The sequence below is a fragment of the Yokenella regensburgei genome (assembly GCF_051486985.1).
GTDB lineage: Bacteria > Pseudomonadota > Gammaproteobacteria > Enterobacterales > Enterobacteriaceae > CBFFRJ01.
The window spans coordinates 17,411-37,348 of sequence record NZ_JAHVDV010000028.1; the positions used below are offsets into that span (position 1 = coordinate 17,411).

General features: G+C 55.0%; 19 protein-coding genes. 7 read left to right on the forward strand and 12 right to left on the reverse strand.

Going from position 1 to position 19,938, the window contains the following annotated elements; all coding sequences use genetic code 11:
* Nucleotides 1–120: 120 nt before the first annotated feature.
* Genes KXR87_RS17840 through trmB form a run of 3 tightly spaced genes read right to left on the reverse strand, consistent with a single transcriptional unit; the run spans nucleotide 121 to nucleotide 1,939 of the window.
* Nucleotides 121–840 (reverse strand): DUF2884 domain-containing protein, encoded by a 720-nt coding sequence (locus tag KXR87_RS17840; protein WP_437433555.1) that lies wholly within the window; start codon nucleotides 838–840, stop codon nucleotides 121–123.
* A 53-nt stretch (nucleotides 841–893) separates the two neighbouring features.
* Complete coding sequence (locus KXR87_RS17845) at nucleotides 894–1,220, reverse strand: YggL family protein (protein WP_437433556.1); 327 nt, start codon at nucleotides 1,218–1,220, stop codon at nucleotides 894–896.
* On the reverse strand, nucleotides 1,220–1,939 hold the full coding sequence (gene trmB, locus KXR87_RS17850) for a tRNA (guanosine(46)-N7)-methyltransferase TrmB (RefSeq protein WP_437433557.1): 720 nt from the start codon (nucleotides 1,937–1,939) through the stop codon (nucleotides 1,220–1,222). Before trmB ends, KXR87_RS17845 begins: the two co-directional genes overlap by 1 nt.
* Before the next feature lie 143 nt (nucleotides 1,940–2,082).
* Here trmB and mutY point away from each other — a divergent pair, with 143 nt between their 5' ends.
* From mutY to KXR87_RS17875, 5 genes are all read left to right on the forward strand, one after another.
* On the forward strand, nucleotides 2,083–3,141 hold the full coding sequence (gene mutY, locus KXR87_RS17855) for an A/G-specific adenine glycosylase (protein WP_437433558.1): 1,059 nt from the start codon (nucleotides 2,083–2,085) through the stop codon (nucleotides 3,139–3,141).
* 27 nt (nucleotides 3,142–3,168) lie between these two features.
* Nucleotides 3,169–3,444, forward strand: a complete 276-nt coding sequence (locus KXR87_RS17860) for an oxidative damage protection protein (protein WP_437433559.1) — start codon at nucleotides 3,169–3,171, stop codon at nucleotides 3,442–3,444.
* Between the two features lie 88 nt (nucleotides 3,445–3,532).
* Nucleotides 3,533–4,615 carry a membrane-bound lytic murein transglycosylase MltC gene (gene mltC / locus KXR87_RS17865; RefSeq protein ID WP_437433591.1) on the forward strand — a complete coding sequence of 361 codons (1,083 nt, stop codon included), beginning with the start codon at nucleotides 3,533–3,535 and terminating at the stop codon, nucleotides 4,613–4,615.
* 436 nt (nucleotides 4,616–5,051) lie between these two features.
* Nucleotides 5,052–6,311, forward strand: a complete 1,260-nt coding sequence (locus KXR87_RS17870) for a nucleoside permease (RefSeq protein ID WP_437433560.1) — start codon at nucleotides 5,052–5,054, stop codon at nucleotides 6,309–6,311.
* Between the two features lie 159 nt (nucleotides 6,312–6,470).
* Nucleotides 6,471–7,145: a class I SAM-dependent methyltransferase gene (locus tag KXR87_RS17875; RefSeq protein ID WP_437433561.1), complete on the forward strand. Its 675-nt coding sequence runs from the start codon at nucleotides 6,471–6,473 to the stop codon at nucleotides 7,143–7,145.
* 39 nt (nucleotides 7,146–7,184) lie between these two features.
* Here the strand turns inward: KXR87_RS17875 and citG are convergent, their stop codons facing one another.
* Genes citG through KXR87_RS17915 form a run of 8 tightly spaced genes read right to left on the reverse strand, consistent with a single transcriptional unit; the run spans nucleotide 7,185 to nucleotide 14,540 of the window.
* Nucleotides 7,185–8,015 (reverse strand): triphosphoribosyl-dephospho-CoA synthase CitG, encoded by an 831-nt coding sequence (gene citG / locus KXR87_RS17880; protein WP_437433562.1) that lies wholly within the window; start codon nucleotides 8,013–8,015, stop codon nucleotides 7,185–7,187.
* Nucleotides 7,993–8,532, reverse strand: a complete 540-nt coding sequence (gene citX / locus KXR87_RS17885) for a citrate lyase holo-[acyl-carrier protein] synthase (protein WP_437433563.1) — start codon at nucleotides 8,530–8,532, stop codon at nucleotides 7,993–7,995. Before citX ends, citG begins: the two co-directional genes overlap by 23 nt.
* A complete protein-coding gene (citF, locus tag KXR87_RS17890; RefSeq protein ID WP_437433564.1) occupies nucleotides 8,529–10,055 on the reverse strand; it encodes a citrate lyase subunit alpha in 1,527 nt (508 codons plus the stop codon). The genes citX and citF overlap by 4 nt, the downstream gene beginning before the upstream one ends.
* Nucleotides 10,056–10,065: 10 nt before the next feature.
* Nucleotides 10,066–10,941, reverse strand: a complete 876-nt coding sequence (gene citE / locus KXR87_RS17895) for a citrate (pro-3S)-lyase subunit beta (protein ID WP_437433565.1) — start codon at nucleotides 10,939–10,941, stop codon at nucleotides 10,066–10,068.
* On the reverse strand, nucleotides 10,938–11,231 hold the full coding sequence (gene citD / locus KXR87_RS17900; RefSeq protein ID WP_437433566.1) for a citrate lyase acyl carrier protein: 294 nt from the start codon (nucleotides 11,229–11,231) through the stop codon (nucleotides 10,938–10,940). The genes citE and citD overlap by 4 nt, the downstream gene beginning before the upstream one ends.
* A 19-nt stretch (nucleotides 11,232–11,250) precedes the next feature.
* Entirely contained in the window at nucleotides 11,251–12,270 is a 1,020-nt protein-coding gene (gene citC / locus KXR87_RS17905; protein WP_437433567.1) for a [citrate (pro-3S)-lyase] ligase, read from the reverse strand.
* A gap of 16 nt (nucleotides 12,271–12,286) precedes the next feature.
* On the reverse strand, nucleotides 12,287–13,153 hold the full coding sequence (locus tag KXR87_RS17910) for a fumarylacetoacetate hydrolase family protein (protein ID WP_437433568.1): 867 nt from the start codon (nucleotides 13,151–13,153) through the stop codon (nucleotides 12,287–12,289).
* A gap of 22 nt (nucleotides 13,154–13,175) precedes the next feature.
* Nucleotides 13,176–14,540, reverse strand: coding sequence for a 2-hydroxycarboxylate transporter family protein (locus KXR87_RS17915; RefSeq protein ID WP_437433569.1), 1,365 nt, complete (start codon nucleotides 14,538–14,540; stop codon nucleotides 13,176–13,178).
* Between the two features lie 330 nt (nucleotides 14,541–14,870).
* Here KXR87_RS17915 and KXR87_RS17920 point away from each other — a divergent pair, with 330 nt between their 5' ends.
* Nucleotides 14,871–16,502: an ATP-binding protein gene (locus tag KXR87_RS17920; protein WP_437433592.1), complete on the forward strand. Its 1,632-nt coding sequence runs from the start codon at nucleotides 14,871–14,873 to the stop codon at nucleotides 16,500–16,502.
* 120 nt (nucleotides 16,503–16,622) lie between these two features.
* Nucleotides 16,623–17,321, forward strand: coding sequence for a response regulator (locus KXR87_RS17925; protein ID WP_437433570.1), 699 nt, complete (start codon nucleotides 16,623–16,625; stop codon nucleotides 17,319–17,321).
* Between the two features lie 146 nt (nucleotides 17,322–17,467).
* On the opposite strand, the gene KXR87_RS17930 is transcribed toward KXR87_RS17925, so the two are convergent.
* Nucleotides 17,468–19,618: an ornithine decarboxylase gene (locus KXR87_RS17930; RefSeq protein WP_437433571.1), complete on the reverse strand. Its 2,151-nt coding sequence runs from the start codon at nucleotides 19,616–19,618 to the stop codon at nucleotides 17,468–17,470.
* Between the last annotated feature and the right edge of the window lie 320 nt (nucleotides 19,619–19,938).

Genomic DNA, 19,938 nt, shown 5'->3' on the forward strand with positions numbered 1-19,938 from the left:
TCGGTCCCCTCGCCTTTTGGGGAGAGGCGGAAAGCGGCACTACTGCCTGACACGCCTCGATCGGTCCCCTCGCCCCTTTGGGGAGAGGGTTAGGGTGAGGGGAAGAGACAGCGCAAAACTTTATTTCAGCCCTTTAACCAGCGCCTTACGGCTCTCTTCCAGTGACACGACACGGCTACAGACATCCTTACCGAACTGCTGGAAATCGGCTTCCTGATTTTTCCACTCGTTCTGAATGGCAGTCTGCAAACCGCCGAGGCTACCCAGCACGCTCTGGAGCGGGTTACCGCCGCCTTTGAGCACCGCTTTGGCCCCCATCTCATTGATGCTGTCCTGCAAAATGCCGCCCATCGCCTGGTTTACCAGCTGCTGGCCGTTGGCCTGTACTTCATCAATGGCCTTGTAGTGGAACGTCAGGCCATCGCTGCGCCGCTCGATAATCTTGTTCATCTGTTCTTTAAGTTGCGCATCAAGCTTCGTCAGACGGCCGCGCATACTGCTGCTTTCACCCACTTCTTTGACGATGATGTTGTCGAGCGCAATACGGCCTTTTTCCACCCGAGCGCGCGCCCCCTCATCGATCCAGGGCAGTGCGGTACGCAATTCTGACTGATAGTCTTTCGCCTGCTCACGTTGCGCGGCGCTGAGCGAGTATTGTTTGCCGTTAAACATGACGTTGCCGTCCGGCGTCAGCACGAGATTGCCATTTTCACCCTTTACCTGGACGGTCTGGGGACTTAACACCACGTCATCACGAGGGTTAACGCTACACTTGTATTCCGCATTCGCAGCGAAAGTCGTCACCGTAAGTACCACCGCCAGTAGCGTTTTGCGCATCATTTCCACTCCTGTAGAGACAAAACGGGCCGGCAATTGCCGACCCTGATAACAACTTAGTCCCACCAAATATCGAAAAGTTCGCTGACGCTCACCTCTTCGAGTTTGTGGTCTTCAAGCCACTTACGCACAACCGCCTGATGCTCTGCGGTGCACTTGCCTATTTCCTGCTTACAAATCAGACCTTCCCACGCCAGATAGCCGCTGCCGCCAAAAGTCAGTTTTTGCGACTCCACAGCTTCAGCAATAAAGGCATCAACGACGTTGTCGATCTCTTCTTCAGTGGTGCCTTCCGGGAAACGCCAGTTAACGGAAAAACCAATTTCCTGGAATTCTTCGATGTGCATCTTCTTGCGAAGACGACGACTGCGGTTCGTTGCCATTATTTTACCCTCTCGAACATTAAGTCCCATACGCCGTGACCAAGACGATGGCCACGTTGTTCAAATTTGGTGACCGGGCGCGAATCCGGGCGCGGTACGTAATTTTGCGTGGCAGACTGGTTCTGATAGCCATCGATTGAGGACATCACTTCCAGCATGTGTTCAGCATAGGCCTCCCAGTCGGTTGCCATATGGAAGACACCGCCCAGTTTTAATTTGCTTTTCACCAGCTCAGCAAAAGGTACCTGAACAATACGGCGCTTATTATGACGCGCTTTATGCCAGGGGTCAGGGAAAAAGAGCTGCACCATGTTCAGTGAATTGTCAGGAATCATTTTATGCAGTACTTCCACCGCGTCGTGGCACATTACACGCAGGTTTTCGACCCCCTCTTCATGCGCGGATGAGAGACAAGCCCCCACGCCCGGAGAGTGGACTTCAATACCGAGGAAGTTCTGATGAGGGCGGATTTTCGCCATCTCGACCAGTGAGGCCCCCATTCCAAAACCAATCTCCAGCGTCACCGGCCCGGTGTTGCCAAACAGGGCAGCAAAATCCAGCGGCTGCTCAGCAAACTCAACGCCCATCACCGGCCAGTAGTTATCCAGCGCATGCTGTTGACCTTTGGTCAGGCGGCCCTGGCGGCGGACAAAGCTACGGATACGGCGCAGCGGGCGGCCGTTTTCATCAAATTCCGGTGAAATGACGTCGTTATTCATAAAAAAGTCTGCTCGTGAGAGTGTTCAGGAAACGGGCATTATCCAAAGTTAATTCCAGTATGCAAGCTGCAAGCACAGGAAAGTTCCGGTTTACACCCCGCTGGCGCTGTGCTGCAATCTGCCACCTTATTCAAGCGATGTTGGTGACCATGCAAGCGTCTCAATTTTCAGCCCAGGTTCTGGACTGGTACGATAAATACGGGCGCAAAACCCTGCCCTGGCAAATTGACAAGACGCCCTACAAAGTATGGCTGTCTGAAGTGATGTTGCAACAGACGCAGGTGACAACCGTTATCCCCTATTTCGAGCGCTTTATGGCGCGCTTCCCGACCGTGACCGCTCTGGCCGATGCACCGCTGGACGAAGTCCTGCATCTGTGGACCGGACTTGGCTACTACGCCCGCGCGCGCAACCTGCATAAGGCGGCAAAACAGGTGGCGGAAAAACATGGCGGCGAGTTTCCCGAGACCTTTGAGGAAGTAGAAGCGCTGCCGGGTGTCGGGCGCTCTACCGCCGGGGCGATTTTATCCCTTTCGCTCGGCAAACATTTTCCCATTCTCGATGGCAACGTGAAACGTGTGCTGGCCCGCTGTTATGCCGTTGACGGCTGGCCGGGCAAAAAAGAGGTTGAGAAACGGTTGTGGCGCATCGCTGAGGACGTCACCCCGGCAAAGGGCGTGGAGCGTTTCAATCAGGCGATGATGGATCTTGGGGCGATGGTCTGTACCCGATCCAAACCCAAATGTCAGCTCTGCCCGCTGCAGACCGGCTGTCTGGCTTATGCCAGTCACAGCTGGGCGAACTACCCGGGCAAAAAACCGAAGCAGACGCTGCCGGAGCGCACCGCTTATTTCCTGCTGATGCAGCAGGGTGAGCAGGTCTTTGTGCAGCAGCGACCGCCGGTGGGCCTGTGGGGCGGGTTGTACTGTTTCCCGCAGTTTGAAGATGAAGCCGCTTTACGGGACTGGCTGGCGCAACGTCAGATTAAGGCCGATACTCTCTGCCAACTTGTTGCGTTTCGCCATACGTTCAGCCATTTCCATCTGGATATTGTGCCTATGTGGCTAACCGTGTCCTCGGTCAGTTCATGCATGGATGAAGGAAGCGGTCTTTGGTATAACTTAGCGCAGCCGCAATCCGTCGGCCTGGCGGCCCCGGTGGAGCGCCTGTTGCAACAATTACGCGTCGGCGTGGCAGTGTAATGACACGCGGCCTACAGAGGATTTGTTATGAGTAGAACCATTTTTTGTACCTTCCTGCAACGTGACGCAGAAGGCCAGGACTTTCAGCTGTACCCCGGCGAGCTGGGTAAGCGCATTTTCAATGAGATCTCCAAAGAGGCATGGGGACAGTGGCAGAAAAAGCAGACCATGCTTATCAACGAAAAGAAGCTGAACATGATGAACGTTGAGCATCGCAAACTGCTTGAGCAGGAGATGGTCAACTACCTGTTCGAAGGGAAAGATGTGCATATCGAAGGCTATACGCCGGAAGATAAAAAATAAGAGCCTGGCCACACCTCACCCAGCCTGAGTGTGGCCCGCCTCAAGGGCCGGACAGCCCTTATGTGCAACCAACTGCATCCCCGGAATGATGAAAAAAATTTTAGCGCTTGCGATTATTGCGCCGTTGCTGATGTCGTGTTCCAGCTCCAATAAAAGTGGTGAAACTTACAATGAAGCCTGGGTTAAAGACACTAACGGTTTTGACATTCTTATGGGGCAGTTTGCCCACAACATCGAAAATTTATGGGGATTTAACGAAGTCCTGATTGCCGGCCCGAAAGACTACGTAAAATATACCGACCAGTATCAGACCCGTAGCCACATCAACTTTGATGAGGGTACGATCACCATTGAGACTATCGCCGGGACGGATCCGGCAAACCATCTGCGTCGGGCCATTATCACGACGCTCCTGATGGGCGACGATCCTGGCTCCATTGACCTTTACTCGGACGTTGATGACATCCAGATTTCCAAAGAACCGTTCCTGTACGGCCAGGTACTGGATAACACCGGGCAACCTATTCGCTGGGAAGGTCGCGCCACCCATTTTGCCGACTACCTGCTACAAAATCGCCTGAAGAGCCGCGCCAGCGGTCTGAAAATCATCTACAGCGTCACCATTAACCTGGTGCCGAACCACCTTGATAAACGTGCGCACAAATATGTGGGTATGGTGCGCCAGGCGTCACGCCGCTACGGGGTGGACGAAGCGCTGATTCTGGCCATTATGCAAACTGAGTCCTCCTTTAACCCGTATGCGGTAAGCCGTTCCGACGCGCTGGGCCTGATGCAGGTGGTGCAGCACAGCGCCGGGCGCGACGTCTTCCGCGCACAGGGCAAATCCGGTATGCCAAGCCGTAGCTTCCTCTTTGATCCTGAAAGCAACATTGATACCGGCACCGCCTATCTGGCGATGCTGAATAATATCTACCTTTCCGGTATCTCTAACCCGACCTCACGTCGCTATGCGGTGATCACTGCTTATAACGGTGGGGCAGGCAGCGTACTGCGCGTCTTCTCGGCAGATAAAGTGCAGGCCGCGAATATTATTAATACGATGTCGCCGGGTGATGTCTATTCAACCCTGACCAGCCGCCACCCGTCTGCGGAGTCCCGCCGCTACCTTTATAAAGTGAATACGGCGCAAAAAAGTTACCGTCGTAACTGAGTCAACGGCTTATCCTCTTTCGCCACTGGCGCGAAAGGGGATAAGCAATGCTTTTGGACGCAGGGTAGACGCCTCTCAAAATGTGACCAATATCACCGTATTTGACTGCAACCATACCAAGTTTGCATTTTTATGTCGGATGTAACAATTTCGCCTCAGCTTCGATGATAGAATCGCCACACATAACAACAGTAATTGTCTTAATTCCAACATCTATACCCCAACTAGGTCGAGTTGCAGGCAGGTGGTAACGCAGCGAATCCCCAAAAGCTTACTCTGGTAAGTGACTGAGGTGAGCGAGGACAAACTGGCGTAGCCCGTTTGAACAGCGCTTACGCTGGCCCCAAAGGGGCGAGGCCAAAAGCCGAGTAAAGCCAACGCACATGCAGCTTGAAGTATGACGGGTTTATCAGACTCCTTCGGTGAGGAAACTAACATGAATCTTAAGCTGCAGCTTAAAGTGATTATCTTCCTGCAGTTCTGCCTGTGGGGGAGCTGGCTGACTACGCTTGGCTCTTATATGTTCGTTACCCTGAAATTCCAGGGTGCAGAGATTGGCGCGGTCTACAGCTCTCTGGGTATCGCCTCTGTCTTTATGCCAGCCCTGCTCGGCATCGTGGCGGATAAGTGGCTTAGTGCAAAATGGGTTTACGCGATTTGCCACCTGATTGGTGCCATCACCCTGTGTATTGCGGCAACCGTGACCACCCCTGGCGCGATGTTTGCCATTATCCTGCTCAACTCCCTGGCATACATGCCAACCCTGGGTCTGGTAAACACCATCTCTTATGCCCGTCTGCAAAACGCCGGCTACGATATCGTTAAGGATTTCCCGCCGATCCGTATCTGGGGTACCATTGGCTTTATCCTGGCCATGTGGGCGGTGAGCTTCTCTGGCTTCGAACTGAGCCATATGCAGCTTTACATCGGTGCTGCACTCTCTCTGGCGCTGAGCCTCTTCTCTCTGACGCTGCCGCATATGCCGGTGAGCAATACGCAGAAGAACCAGACCTGGGTGGAAATGCTGGGCCTGAACGCCTTTGCGCTGTTCAAAAACAAACGCATGGCGATTTTCTTTATTTTCTCCATGCTGCTTGGCGCTGAACTGCAGATTACCAATATGTTTGGTAACACCTTCCTGCACAGCTTTGACGCTAACCCGCTGTTCGCGGACAGCTTTATCGTCACCCACGCCTCAGTGCTGATGTCTATTTCGCAGATCTCTGAAACCGTCTTCATCCTGGCGATTCCGTTCTTCCTTGGCCGCTACGGTATTAAGAACGTGATGCTGATGAGTATCGTTGCCTGGATGCTGCGTTTTGGCCTGTTCGCTTACGGCGACCCGACACCGTTTGGCACCGTGCTGCTGGTGCTCTCCATGATCGTATACGGTTGTGCGTTCGACTTCTTCAACATCTCCGGTTCCGTCTTCGTGGAGAAAGAGGTGAACCCGGCTATCCGCGCCAGCGCGCAGGGTATGCTGCTGATGATGACCAACGGCTTCGGTTGTATCCTTGGCGGTATGGCGAGCGGTAAAGTGGTGGAGATGTATACCGTTGCGGGTGTTACCGACTGGAAAACCGTGTGGCTGATTTTCGCAGCTTACTCCGTGGTACTGGCCTTCGCTTTCATGGCGCTGTTTAAATATAAACATGTGCCGCAGGCGACAGGTGCGCAGCAAACCGTCGCGCATTAATCCCTTCAGCCCTCTTCTCCGGAGGAGGGCTATTCCCCTTCAATCCCCACAAATAGGTCACAAAACCCGGCATATTTGCCCTCTTGTTCTGACCCCACAGTGCTAGATTCTTACCCTATCGCCATTCCGATATTTCGATTCCACAGAGAAGGTAAAACGATGTTAGAGATCGCCGACTTACGGGTTTTCTTTGAAGCACCTGAGATTAAGCACGTCATTGATACCACCTGGGACAAGGTGGGCGAAGCGCTCAGGCAGGCTCAGGCTGAACTGCCCGCCGAGTTAGCGATGCCACGTCGCGAGCTCTCTTTTCACGATCAGGTAAAAAGCCTGGGCTACCTTTGCTGGCTGCTTGAGCACAACAAGGTAGCGGGCGATATCATTGAAATCGGCGTCTGGAAGGGCAAATCCACCGCCTTTATGAACGAGATCTGCCAGCATAAGCGCCGGATTATCAGCGTTGATCCGATGGAGTTGCCGAATCAGGAAAACGAACTCCGTTTCTACCATGAGCGTATGTTCCCGCAGGTGAACCTGGTGCGTGGGTATTCGGAACTGAGTATTGAACGCGTGCTGGCCTTCAAACCACAGACCGTGCTGCTGCATATTGATGGTGGTCATGAGGGTCGCCATGTGCTGGTGGACTTCCTGCTCTATTCTCCGACCGTTGTCTCAGGCGGCTTTATCGTCTTTGACGATTACCGTGACTGGCAGTATTCACCGGAAGTCGGCCCGGCAGTCGATCTGCTGCGGGCGGGCGGTTATTTCAAGGATTTCGATGTTATCGGCAGCCTGCCTGGGTTCGAAAACAGCTATCTGCTGCAAAAGCGATAAACTCATTACAGCGGGGCCTCTGCGGCCCCTGTTTATGCCCTACCCCAGGGTCGCCAGCACATAAGAGACCGCCAGCAAATCGGCGCTGCCGCCTGGACTCAGGTTTCGGCTCATGAGCGCCCTGTCCATCGCGTGCAACCGTTCATTATCCCAGCCGTTTTTCAAAAGCGAGGCTGCATAGCGCTGTACAAAGTACAATCCATCAATGCCGCCGCGAGAGACCAGGTTACTGTCAAGATTTCCGGCCATCAGGCGCAGTAAGGCATGATGAAAACGCCGCTCGCCGGACTCTTTAAACCAGTACGGCAGCACGTGCTGTCGCACGGTCGGAAACCCGTTTTCAACCTCACCGCGCGCCCCCGTCAGGCCATACTGCTGGTACTGTATTTCCCCCGCCGTCACCGCATGGGTACGTGAGGCCAGCTCGCGCGCCACCAGCCCCTTACAGATTTCACTGACCTGCTGGCAGACGGATTCGGCACAGACGAGACGGTTTTGTCCGCGCAGACGGCCTGCGGCAAAACAGATAAGCCCAAGGGAAAAGATGCCGCCTTTATGGGTGTTCACGCCGTCGGTCGCTTCAAACATAGCCTGTTCACAGGCCATGCCCGCCGGGCGCAGCAGGCGCAATTGTTCACTGGCGGGTTTGAGCGCATGTTCATAACCGGCCTTTTCGAAGCGGCGAAACCAGGGGGCGATGGCCGCAATACTGCGTAAAAATAACGCATGATCCATATCGCTGTGCGAACCGTTATTCGCCAGATCCACTAGCCCCGGTTTGGGGGTGAGATTGAGTTCAAGACGTAACGCCATCACCGCCAGGGCAGCAACGTCAAAGCGGGCGAGTTTAGTCGCGAGCGAACCAGACATCGATCATCTTCTCCACGCGTCCCACCACCTCGTCGAGGGAATGACGGCGCGAGCGGGCGCAACCGTGACCCGGCTCGTCGCACACCAGACAGCGGCGGGTGGCGAGATCCAGCGACTGACGGCCAATCTGACCATTTTTCGGGCACAGGACGTCAAAGTCCCAGAGCCTGCCGAGCGGATGCGATTGTTCCATCTCCACGCACCGGGCTTTGATTTCCACCGCGGTATGGTCAACGCACCACAAGGCTTCGGGACCGGTCGGAAGCCACAATACCTGGCGGTCCAGTACCGACCAGTGATGTTGCCACAACAGCTGATCGCAGGCCTGCAGGGCAACACCCATCGTATTACGATAACGAATGCTGTCTTTATGGGCGCCCGGTGTCACCAGCGTCAGGGAGATAACCGGGTGTCGATAGTGAGTGAGCCAGTCAGCCTGGCGCGCTGCACGAGCCTCTTTTGAGGCCAGCAGCGCATCAAGGCTGACGCCCGGGCGTTCGGGCGTCAGTACGGTCATGCATTGTTCTCCTTCACCTGGCGAACAACATCAATCACGCTACCATCACGGTAGCGAATCACGCCGACAATACGGTCAGTGAATTCAATGGGTTTCGGTGTGCCGGTAAGGGAAATCGCGCGCTGATAAAGTACATCGATATCCACTACTTTAAGGCCCGCCGCCACCAGGCGCTCGCGAATTTCCGGCCGTGCGGGGTTGACCGCGATACCGTGGTCGGTGACCAGCACATCAATGCTCTCCCCCGGTGTCAGCAGCGTGGTCACACGCTTAACCACTGTCGGAATGCGGGTGCGCAGCAGCGGCGCCACTACAATGGTCAGGTTAGCAGACGCCGCCACGTCGCAGTGTCCACCGGACGCGCCGCGCATCACGCCGTCAGAGCCGGTAATGACGTTGACGTTAAAATCGACATCAATTTCCAGCGCGCTGAGGATAACCACATCCAGCTGGTCGCAACTGGCGGCTTTACTGCCGGGGTTAGCGTAGACGTTGGTGGAGATTTCCACGTGATTCGGATTACGCGCCAGCGAAGCCGCCGCTTCGCTGTCGAAGCACTGGGTGTCGAGCAGCTTCGCCACCAGCCCTTTTTCATGCAGCGAAACCAGACCCCCGGTGATGCCGCCCAGCGCAAAGTTTGCCTTTATGCCGCTGCGCTCCATCTTCTCTTCCATAAAGCGTGTGCAGGCCGTGGCCGCCGCGCCGGAACCGGTCTGCATGGAAAAACCGTTTTTGAAGTAGCCGGAGTGTTCGATAACGTCCGCCGCGTAGCGGGCTATCATCAGTTCACGCGGATTGCTGGTGACACGGGCCGCGCCAACGCTGATTTTCGCCGGGTCGCCCACGCTCTCTACCTGCACGATGTAGTCTACCTGATCCTGCACCAGGCTTGCCGGCATGTTGGGGAACGGCACCAGCTCTTCGGTCAGCAGTACCACGTTGCGGGCGAACTGCGCATCCACCATCGCATACCCCAGCGACCCGCAGGCGGATTTGCCGTGCGTGCCGTTGGCGTTGCCAAACTCATCGCTGCACGGCACCCCGAGAAATGCGACGTCAATGTTCAGCTCACCGTCCTGCAATAGCTTAACGCGACCGCCGTGAGAGTGAATTTGCACCGGCTCTTGCATCAGGCCGTGAGAGATAGCGTCGGCCAGCTTGCCGCGCATCCCGGAGGTATAAATCCGGCTAATTACGCCATTCTGAATATGCTCAATCAGGCTGTCGTTGCAGGTCATCAGCGAACTGGAGGCCAGGGTCAGGTGTTTAAAACCCAGGCGCGCCAGGGTCGCCACGACCGTGTTAATCACCCGGTCGCCTTCACGAAACGCATGATGGAACGAAATGGTCATCCCATCCTTCAGGCCGCTACGGGCAATGGCCTCTTCGAGCGTGGCGCACAGTTTACGGTGATGTTTACTCTCAACATCCGCAAGCCACGGCGTCGCCGTGTGGGCCGTATCAAAGGGTTTTAAGTCGCGCAGGTGCGGAAAATTAACGTGGAGAAGCTCTGTCTGATTCATTGTTCTGTCCTTACCGACGCACGCCGGACGCGGCGGCACGTTCGAGTACAACCTGCGCGTGGTTAATGATAGGGCCGTCGATCATTTTGCCGTTCAGGGAGACCACGCCAAGCCCGTTACGTTCGCCCTCCTGTGCCGCTTCGATCACGCGTTTCGCGTGATCGACTTCCTGCTGGGTAGGCGCATAGGCATTGTGCAGCAGATCGATCTGTCGGGGGTTGATCAAGGATTTACCGTTGAAGCCCATTTTGCGGATCAGCTCGACCTCTCGCAGGAAGCCCGCTTCGTCGTTCAAATCTGACCACACCACGTCAAAGGCATCGATGCCTGCGGCGCGCGCGGCATGCAGTACGGCACAACGGGCGTAGAACAGCTCAGTGCCGTCACCGCGTTCGGTCTGCATGTCCATCACATAGTCGAATGCCGCCAGCGCAATGCCGATCAGACGCTGAGAGCTACGGGCAATGGCCACCGCATTGATCACGCCAATTGCCGACTCGATAGCCGCCATCACACGCGTGGAGCCGATTTCACGGCCACATTCCAGTTCGATGCGTTCCAGGTGGCGTTCCAGTTCGTAGATATCGTCCGGCGTATCGGTCTTCGGCAGACGCACCACGTCCACCCCGGCGCGTACCACGGCTTCCAGATCTTGCAGGCCAAACGGGGTATTGAGCGGGTTAATGCGCACCACGGTTTCGATATCTTTGTACATCGGGTGTTGCAGGGCGTGGAATACCAGCACACGGGCAGTGTCTTTCTCACGCAGGGCTACCGCATCTTCCAGGTCGAACATAATCGAGTCCGGGCGGTAGATAAACGCCGTGGAGAGCATGGCGGCATTGGCACCGGGGAGGAACAGCATACTACGACGAAGTTTTTTCATAGCAGTTTCTCCCAGTTGATCTGGTCACTGTCGCTGGCACGCAGAAGAGCGCTTTGCAGACGGGCACGGATAACGCAGTCCAGCGCACCTTTATCTTCGATAATTACCACTCCCTGGTGGACGTCCAGATTACGCAGCGTGGTGACCACCACCTCACGAATCTGGTCGCCGAACTGCTTAATCACTTCACTGTGGATGACGATGTCCAGCTCCCCTTCGGCGGGGGCTATTTTCACCATCAGGTCGCTGGATTCCAGGGTCCCGGCCAGCGCCTCCCTAACAATTTTCATATTTTATGTCCTGAGTTTTTTAAGCGACTTCCGCGCTGTAGTACATTTCAAGGTGCGCGAAAGTGGTATCCGGTACGATTTCCCGAATACGGGAAAACTGCTGCGTTTTCAGTAAACGCCGAACTTCCGAGGCTGAAATGGCATTGCCCGTCGCTTTGATGCGCGGGATCTCAATTACCTCTACCGCGCCCGCCAGCAGACTGTGCATGGTCTGGTTGTACTGACGGGTGATATCGCAAAACGGCTCGGATCCGATAAAGCGATGGGTAATACCCAGCGCCGGGGCAATGTGGTTGCGGAAAATCAGCAGATCGATCTCGCTCCATGCCTGCTGCACTTTCCCGCTCTCTTTAAGAAAATAGGCCGGGAAGGTGGCGCGGGAGATGATGTACGCCGACCCTTCGTGCACGGTGACGTTGGGCAGATGGGCCACCCCGGCTCTCACCATCTTCATACGCGCGGTAAACGGGAAAAAGGAGGCATCCTCCTGCACCACGAACAGGTGTAAGTGATCACAGGATTTAGCGGCCTGTTCCACCAGGTGACGGTGTCCGAGCGTGAAGGGGTTCGCGTTCATGACGATCGCGCCGATTCGCGCGCCAGCCACGTGCGCACGCTGCAACGAACGGCAATAGCGGCTGATGCCAGACGGTGTGTTTTCCATTAACACGGCGTTATTGCCGCTCTGGGCAATCGGCCAGAATCCACTGCGCGCAAAGCGCTCCCGGTTACAGGGGCGTGTGCAGAGAAACAGATGAAAATGGCCTCTGGCGAGCGCCAGGTGCTCGACTTCCGCCAGCAACCGGGCGCTGAGATTTTCTCCACGCAGGGCTTCATCTACCGCCACACACTTGATGACGTTAGCGGTCAGACCCGCACAACCCACCAGCCGCGTACCGGACCAGGCTTCAACGAAGGTGGTGATATCGCTGTCCAGACCTAAGCCGCTGTCGGCGAGCAGTGAACGGATCTGCATAAAGCGCTGCGATCCGCTTGCCACGTCTGCCACGCGAAAATCGATGGGGAGTTGTGTTTGCATGATGCTGCCTGCTTCCTTAGTGCGCCGCCGCCAGGGTTTGCTGCATGGGTGCATCGGCGATCACATTGCTGAGGTGACCGATGTTTTCGATCTCCACTTCAATGCGATCCCCGGCATGCATGAACAGCGGAGGCGTGCGTTTTTTACCCACGCCGCCCGGAGAGCCCGTAATGATCACGTCGCCAGCGTTCAGGCGGGTAAAGGTACTGATGTACTCGATAAGCTCTGCCACCTTGTGGATCATGCTGGCGGTGTTGTCTTCCTGCACCATGCGACCATTCAGCCAGGTGCGGATGGCAAGACTATGCGGATCAGGGATCTCATCCGCCGTGGCCATCCAGGGGCCAAAGGCACCGGTCTGACGCCAGTTTTTACCGGCGGTAAACCAGGTGTGCTGCCAGTCGCGGGCGGAACCGTCCATGTAGCAGCTGTAGCCTGCGACAAAGTTCAGCGCCTCGTCGCGGGAGATGTCTTCTCCGCTTTTGCCGATGATCACCGCCAGCTCGCCCTCATAGTCAAACTCCCTGGAGTGGCGCGGCTTGAGGACGGGCGTCTGGTGTCCGGTTTGTGAATCAGCGAAGCGGATAAACAGCGTCGGCGCCGGATTGTGCTGGTCAAACTCTTTGCGTTTTTCGGCGTAGTTCATGCCAACGCAGAGAATTTTTCCTGGGTTATCAATCACCGGTAAAAATTCCAGTGCATCGAAGTGCAGATCCGCCTGGTCACCGGCAAACTGCCGGGCTTCGCTTAACGCGTCGGCGGCGAGCAGCGATTTCAAATCACTGTAACGGCTCCCCAGACGGCGTCCCAGATCGACCACACCATCCGCTTTCACGATCCCGTAACTGCGGATCCCCTGATGGACAAAGCTTGCGAGTTTCATATCAGTTCCTGTAACACATGAATCAAACGAGGAAGTTGCCAAGGACCAGCAGCGATACCGAGACATTGATTGCGCCGCCAATACGGGTGGCAATCTGCGCGAACGGCATCAGACTCATACGGTTACCCGCAGTGAGGATGGCAACATCCCCGGTGCCACCCTGCCCGCTCTGACAGCAGGAGACGATGGCAACATCAATCGGATGCATACCGATTTTTTCACCGACGAAGAAGCCGGTCGCGACAAGGGCAGACACGGTGCTGACGATAACCAGCAGGTTCGTCAGGGTGAAAGCGTGAACCAGCTCCTGCCACGGCGTGATAGCTACACCAACGGCAAAAAGGATGGGATAGGTCACGGAGGTCTGGAAGAATTTGTAAACGACCTGCGAGCCTTCAAGGATTTTCGGCGACACGCCGTGCACCAGCTTGACCAGCACCGCCATGAACAGCATGCCAACCGGTGCAGGCAGACCAATCAGCTTGTGGCCCAGCATACCCAGCATATAGAGCAGTACCGCCAGCAGCGCGCCGGAGGCAATGGTCGTGACGTCCGCTTTGCCGCTGAATGCCGGTGCAGGCGTTGACTTCTCAGCGCTGTTCGGTTGGTCAGGCATCAACTGGCCTTCGCCAGTCAGGTGCGGGAAGCGTTTACCCAGCTGGTTCAGGCAGCCGGAGATGATGATGGCGGTCAGCCCACCCAGCATCACCATCGGCAACACGCGACCGAGCGCAACACCCTGATCCATATGCAGAATAGTGGCGTAACCGATGGAGAGCGGAATAGCCCCTTCACCCACGCCGCCGGCCATAATAGGCAGAATAATAAAGAAGAAGATCTGGAAGGGTTCAAGACCGAGCAGCATACCGACGCTCATTCCCACGATCATGCCGACAATCTCGCCGCACAGCATCGGGAAGAAAATGCGCAGAAAGCCCTGAATCAGCGTGGTGCGGTTCATGCTCATGATACTGCCCACGATAATGCAGCAGATATAGAGATAGAGAATGTTGGTGGACTTGTAGAATTTGGTGGTGGACTCCACTACCACGTCGGGCAGCAGGCCATAATAGACCATTGCGGACGGGATAAAGGTGGCGCAAATTGCCGCCGCACCGAGTTTACCGATAATCGGCAGGCGTTTGCCAAATTCGCCGCAGGCGAAGCCGAAAAACGCGAGGGTAGCGACCATCACCACGATATCGCTCGGCAATTTCCCACCCAGACAGTCAACTGCTATCAATGCACCAGCGAGAACAAATAATGGCAATGGAATAATCCCGACCTTCCAGGTATCCATGATGTGCCACCATCTGTCTTTTAAAGATGTTTTTTGAATCGAGAGCGATTCAGAGGTAATAGAAAAAGAATCATCAGTTGTGCTCATAATTAAGCCCCTTGGTTATTTTGCAGCGTAAGAGTAAAGGGACAAGCGTTTACAATATGTGAGGGGTCGCATAATAAAACCAGAGTTTTAATGGCATCTATGGTTTTTATGGTTTCTATTTTTTAATGTGATTAACGCCGTAATTATTCCCGTGGTTTTTATGGTTTCTTTATATTAAAAAACAATTTAATAACATTTTCAGAAAATCTCTGTTTCTTTATCAGTATCACTGCCTGCCTGATGTGCAAAGGATCACAAGTTTCCGGTAAACTCGCCACCGCAGCGCTGAAAGATGTTACATTGCTGTTTTTCTCGCTCGCGCGTGGCCTCATGAAACTGTCGTTCCAGATTAAGCTGTTTATATCGCTGGTTCTTTTTTTCTCCGGTTTGTTTATCTTACTGGGTAGTTATTATTATATCGATGTGGGCCGCCAGCTTTATCAGGAAATGAGTGTCAGGGCAAAAATACAAGCAGAAGAAATAGCCATTATCCCAAGCTTACGCAAGTCGGTTGCTGAAAAAGATACGTCGGCTATTGCTAATTTTATGCAGAAGGTCGTCAAGCGCAGCGATGCCAGCTTTATTGTTATTGGTGATAATAAAGGCATTCATCTTTTTCATTCTGTTTACCAAGACAGAGTCGGCACATTATTGGTCGGCGGGGATAATCAGGAAGTGTTACAGGGGAAAAGCCTGACGACTATTCGTAAGGGCGGACTGGGTATTTCTTTACGCAGTAAAGCACCGATATTTAACGACGCAGGCCAGGTCATCGGCATTGTCTCGGTGGGCTATCTCACAAGCTACCTCGACACCATCACGCTTGGTAAAGCGATCAACATCTTTATTGCTGCCGTACTACTGCTGGCGGCGCTGTTTATCTTTTCGTGGTTCTTCACCCGCAGTATTAAAAAGCAGATCTTTTCTCTGGAGCCACGGGAAATTGGCCTGCTGGTACGCCAGCAAAAAGCGATGATGGAGTCAATTTATGAAGGGGTGATCGCTATCGACAGCAATCTGCGTATTGAAGTGATCAACCAGGCCGCCAGGAAACTGCTGAGTCTGAGCCAGCCGACGCGGGCGCTGCGCGGGCAGTTGATTACCGAATTGATCCCAGGCGTCCCCTTTTTCTCCCGTGAGCTGATGCTTGAAAAAGATACTCATGATGAGATTTGCCGCTTTAATCAGGTGACGGTGATCGCGAGCCGGGTACGCATCATGCTGGAAGACAAATTACAGGGCTGGGTTATCACCTTTCGCGATCGCAATGAGATAGACAGCCTCAGCGCCCAGCTCAGCCAGGTAAAACGCTACGTCGATAACCTGCGCATCATGCGCCACGAGCAGCTTAACCGGATGACGACCCTTTCCGGCCTGCTGCATATGGAGCGTTATGACGACGCCATACGCTACATACAGGCGCAGTCGGAACATGCCCAGGAGCTGCTCGACTTTATCTCGTCCCGTTTTCACTCGCCGACGCTGTGCGGTTTGCTGCTGGGCAAAGCAGCCCGCGCGCGGGAAAAGGGGGTTGAGCTGGCATTCGATCCTGGTTGCCAGATGGCAAGACCAGCCCACTCACTGGCCGAAGCCGAACTTATCTCGATCATTGGCAATTTGCTGGATAACGCCATCGAAGCAACCCAACGCGCAGCGCTGCCGCACGATCCGGTTGATGTGCTGATCCTGCAAAATGAACGCGAGCTTATCATCGAAGTGGCCGATCGCGGTGTGGGGATCGCCCCGGATCTACGGCATCACATTTTTGAACGCGGGATGACCACCAAGCGCAGTGGCGATCATGGCATTGGCCTCTATCTGATCGCAAGCTATGTCACCCAGGCAGGCGGCACGATCGAAGTGTCTGATAACACCCCGCGCGGCACGATTTTCTCTTTATTTATTCCTGAAACGGGCCACGTATACACAAAATCATTCAAGATGCATCAAGGCGGCAACTGAATGAATCCCCAGGAGCTTACATGAGTAAGTGACTGGGGTGAATAAAGGCAGCCAACGAAGAGGCAGTTTGAAGGATGAAGTGTATACAATGCCCCGCTACGACGCTGGAAAACCAGACTTATGCGACATGAACAGATAGGTGTACTGATAGTAGAAGATGAAAACGAGCTGGCGCAGCTCCATGCTGAACTTATCGGTAAACATCCGCGCTTGCGGCTGGTAGGCATTGCCACGTCTCTGACAGAGGCGAAGGCGCTGCTCACCAGTAAACAGCCACAGCTGGTGCTGCTGGATAACTATCTGCCGGATGGCAAGGGCATCACCCTGATTAGCGATCCGATGATTATCCGCGCTAACTGTTCGGTGATTTTTATCACCGCCGCCAGCGACATGGACACCTGTAGTCAGGCGATTCGCAACGGCGCCTTCGATTATATTCTCAAGCCGGTGTCGTGGAAGCGGCTTAGCCAGTCGCTGGAGCGTTTTGTGCAGTTCACCGAGCAGCAGCGGGTGTGGAAGATTGTCGACCAGCAGAACGTGGATTCGCTCTACCAGCTACAGGCGAAAAATTACAAGCTGGATAACGGCAGCAAAGGGATTGAGGAGAACACCTTGTCTCGCGTGCAGACGCTGTTTGCCGATGCCGGTGAGCGCTGTTTTTCGGTGGATGAGGTGGTGGTGGAGACGGGGTTAAGTAAAACCACCGCCCGCCGTTACCTGGAGCACGGCGTGGAGTCGGGCTTTTTAGCGGTGGAGATGCAGTACGGCAAGATTGGGCATCCAAGAAGGATGTACCGCCGGACGGCGGAGAGTGCATAGGGATTGTGCCCAGTTTTCCCCCTCACCCTCTCCCCAAAGGGGCGAGGGGACTGTTCAGTGCGATCTGGTAGACCTCACACTCCGCTTTTCTCCCTCTCCTCGTGGGAGAGGGCCGGGGTGAGGGCATCAGGCCGCAGAGGAAAGCATCAGGCCGCAGAGGACTGCTTCAGCACGTTCCCGTATAACCGCTTAATCCCGTCGGCATCCGTCTCGGAGTAGACCCCCTGCAACTCCGGTGAGAAGCCCGGTAGGAGGTTGACGCCCTCTTCCAGTGCCAGGAAGTAGCGCTGTACCGCTCCCCCCCACACTTCGCCGGGCACCACGCACAGCACACCCGGCGGATAGGGCAACGCGCCTTCGGCGGCAATGCGCCCTTCCGCTTCGCTGATACGAACCAGATCCACGTTGCCGCGAATATACTCCTGATGCGCGTCCTGGGGGTTAACCACCACTGCCGGGAAGCTCGCCTTGCGGAACATCTCTTTTTGCAGATCCTTCACATCAAAACTCACGTAAAGGTCGTGCATCTCCTGGCAAAGCTGGCGAAGTGTGTAATCGCGATAGCGTACCGGGTACTTGTTGTAGATGGTCGGTAGCACCGCGGCCAGTGGCGTGTCGTCTTCAATATGACGTTCAAACTGGGCAAGCATCGCCACCAGATGGGCCATTTTTGCCGTGCTCTCGGCCGGTGTCAGCAGGAACAGAATTGAATTGAGATCGCATTTTTCCGGCACGATGCCGTTCTCACGCAGGTAGTTCGCCAGGATCGTTGCCGGGATCCCAAATTCCGTGTACTCCCCCGTTTGCGCATCGATCCCAGGCGTGGTCAGCAGCAACTTGCAGGGATCGACAAAGTATTGATCCTGAGCATAGCCTTCAAAACCATGCCAGCGGGCACCCGGCTCAAAGCTGAAGAAGCGGCGCTCACGGGCAATCACCTCAGTTGGATGATCCTGCCACGGGCGACCGGCGATTTCCGGCGGCACGAACGGCTGGATCATTTTACAGTTGGCGATAATCGACTTGCGGGCTTCAATGCCCACCTCAACACACTCGGCCCACAGACGCCGCCCGCTCTCACCCTGATGGATTTTGGCGTTCACATCGAGTGCCGCGAAGAGCGGATAGAACGGGCTGGTCGAGGCATGCAGCATAAAGGCATTATTCAGCCGTTTGTGCGGGCAGAAACGGGCCTGTCCACGCAGGTGGTTATCCTTTTTATGGATCTGCGACGTCTGCGAGAAACCGGCCTGCTGTTTATGAACGGACTGGGTAACAAAGATCCCCGGATCGTTTTCGTTCAGATCCAGCAGCAGCGGCGAGGTGTCGGCCATCATCGGGATGAACTGTTCATAGCCTACCCAGGCAGAGTCAAACAGGATGTAGTCGCAGAGCGTGCCGATCTTGTCGATCACCTGCCGGGCGTTGTAAATCGTGCCGTCGTAAGTGCCGAGCTGAATAATCGCCAGGCGGAACGGGCGCGGCTGGTTGGCTTTTTCCGGCGCCACGTCGCGGATCAGTTCACGCAGGTATGCCTCATCAAAGCAGTGATCGTCAATGCCGCCAATAAAACCGAACGGGTTACGTGAGGCTTCCAGATAGACCGGCGTGGCTCCGGCCTGGATCAACGCGCCGTGGTGATTAGATTTATGGTTGTTGCGGTCAAACAGCACCAGATCGCCCCGGGTCAGCAGCGCATTGGTCACCACTTTATTGGCGGCAGACGTACCGTTCAGCACAAAGTAGGTTTTATCGGCGTTAAAGACTTTTGCCGCAAACTTCTGTGCGTGCTTCGCAGAGCCTTCGTGGATAAGCAGGTCGCCCAGCTTAACGTCGGCGTTGCACATGTCGGCACGAAAGACATTCTCGCCGAAGAAGTCGTAGAACTGCCTGCCAGCCGGGTGTTTCTTGAAGAATTCCCCGTGCTGATGGCCCGGACAGGCGAAGGTTTCGTTTTTCATCTCAACGTACTGGCGCAGGGTATCAAAAAAGGGCGGCAGCAGATCCTCTTCATAGGCGCAGGCGGCGGTTTCAATCTCCAGCCAGTCCTGATCCTGACCGTTAATAATCGCGGTAACCCCGTCCGGCAGCGCCTCGGTTTCATTGTCGAATAAAAACACCGGCAGGTTAAAGCCTGTCCGTTTGAGCAACGCCAGAATACCGCTACGGCTCTCTGCCAGGGTAATGACGACTGCCGCCACATCCGTGAAGTCGGTACTGTCCAGCGTCACCTTTTCGCGGTGCGTAGACAGGGTGGATATCAGCTCGCGGCTGACGGCAATTTTCATTGTTTTCATAAGCACACATACCCGTTACAGGGGGAAAAAGGCCCCGGATGAAGCGTTTGCCTCACCCCACGAAGGTGTCTGACTGGAACCCGCTCCGACCGCCAGACATCAGTAAAATCAGACAAGATCTGGTTTTAATGTTGTCCTGAAGTGAGCGTACGGTAGCCTCACCGCATGGTGAGTGAAGTATGGGATAAAATTGAACGGGTGAACATGCGCACGGGTGTGCGATGCTGATGTCTGAGTGAGGAGAGTCGCGTCATCCCAGGCCGTCCCGTGTGGTTGAGAGGAAAATCCGCGCAATCATGTCATCATTTATTAACAGCTGC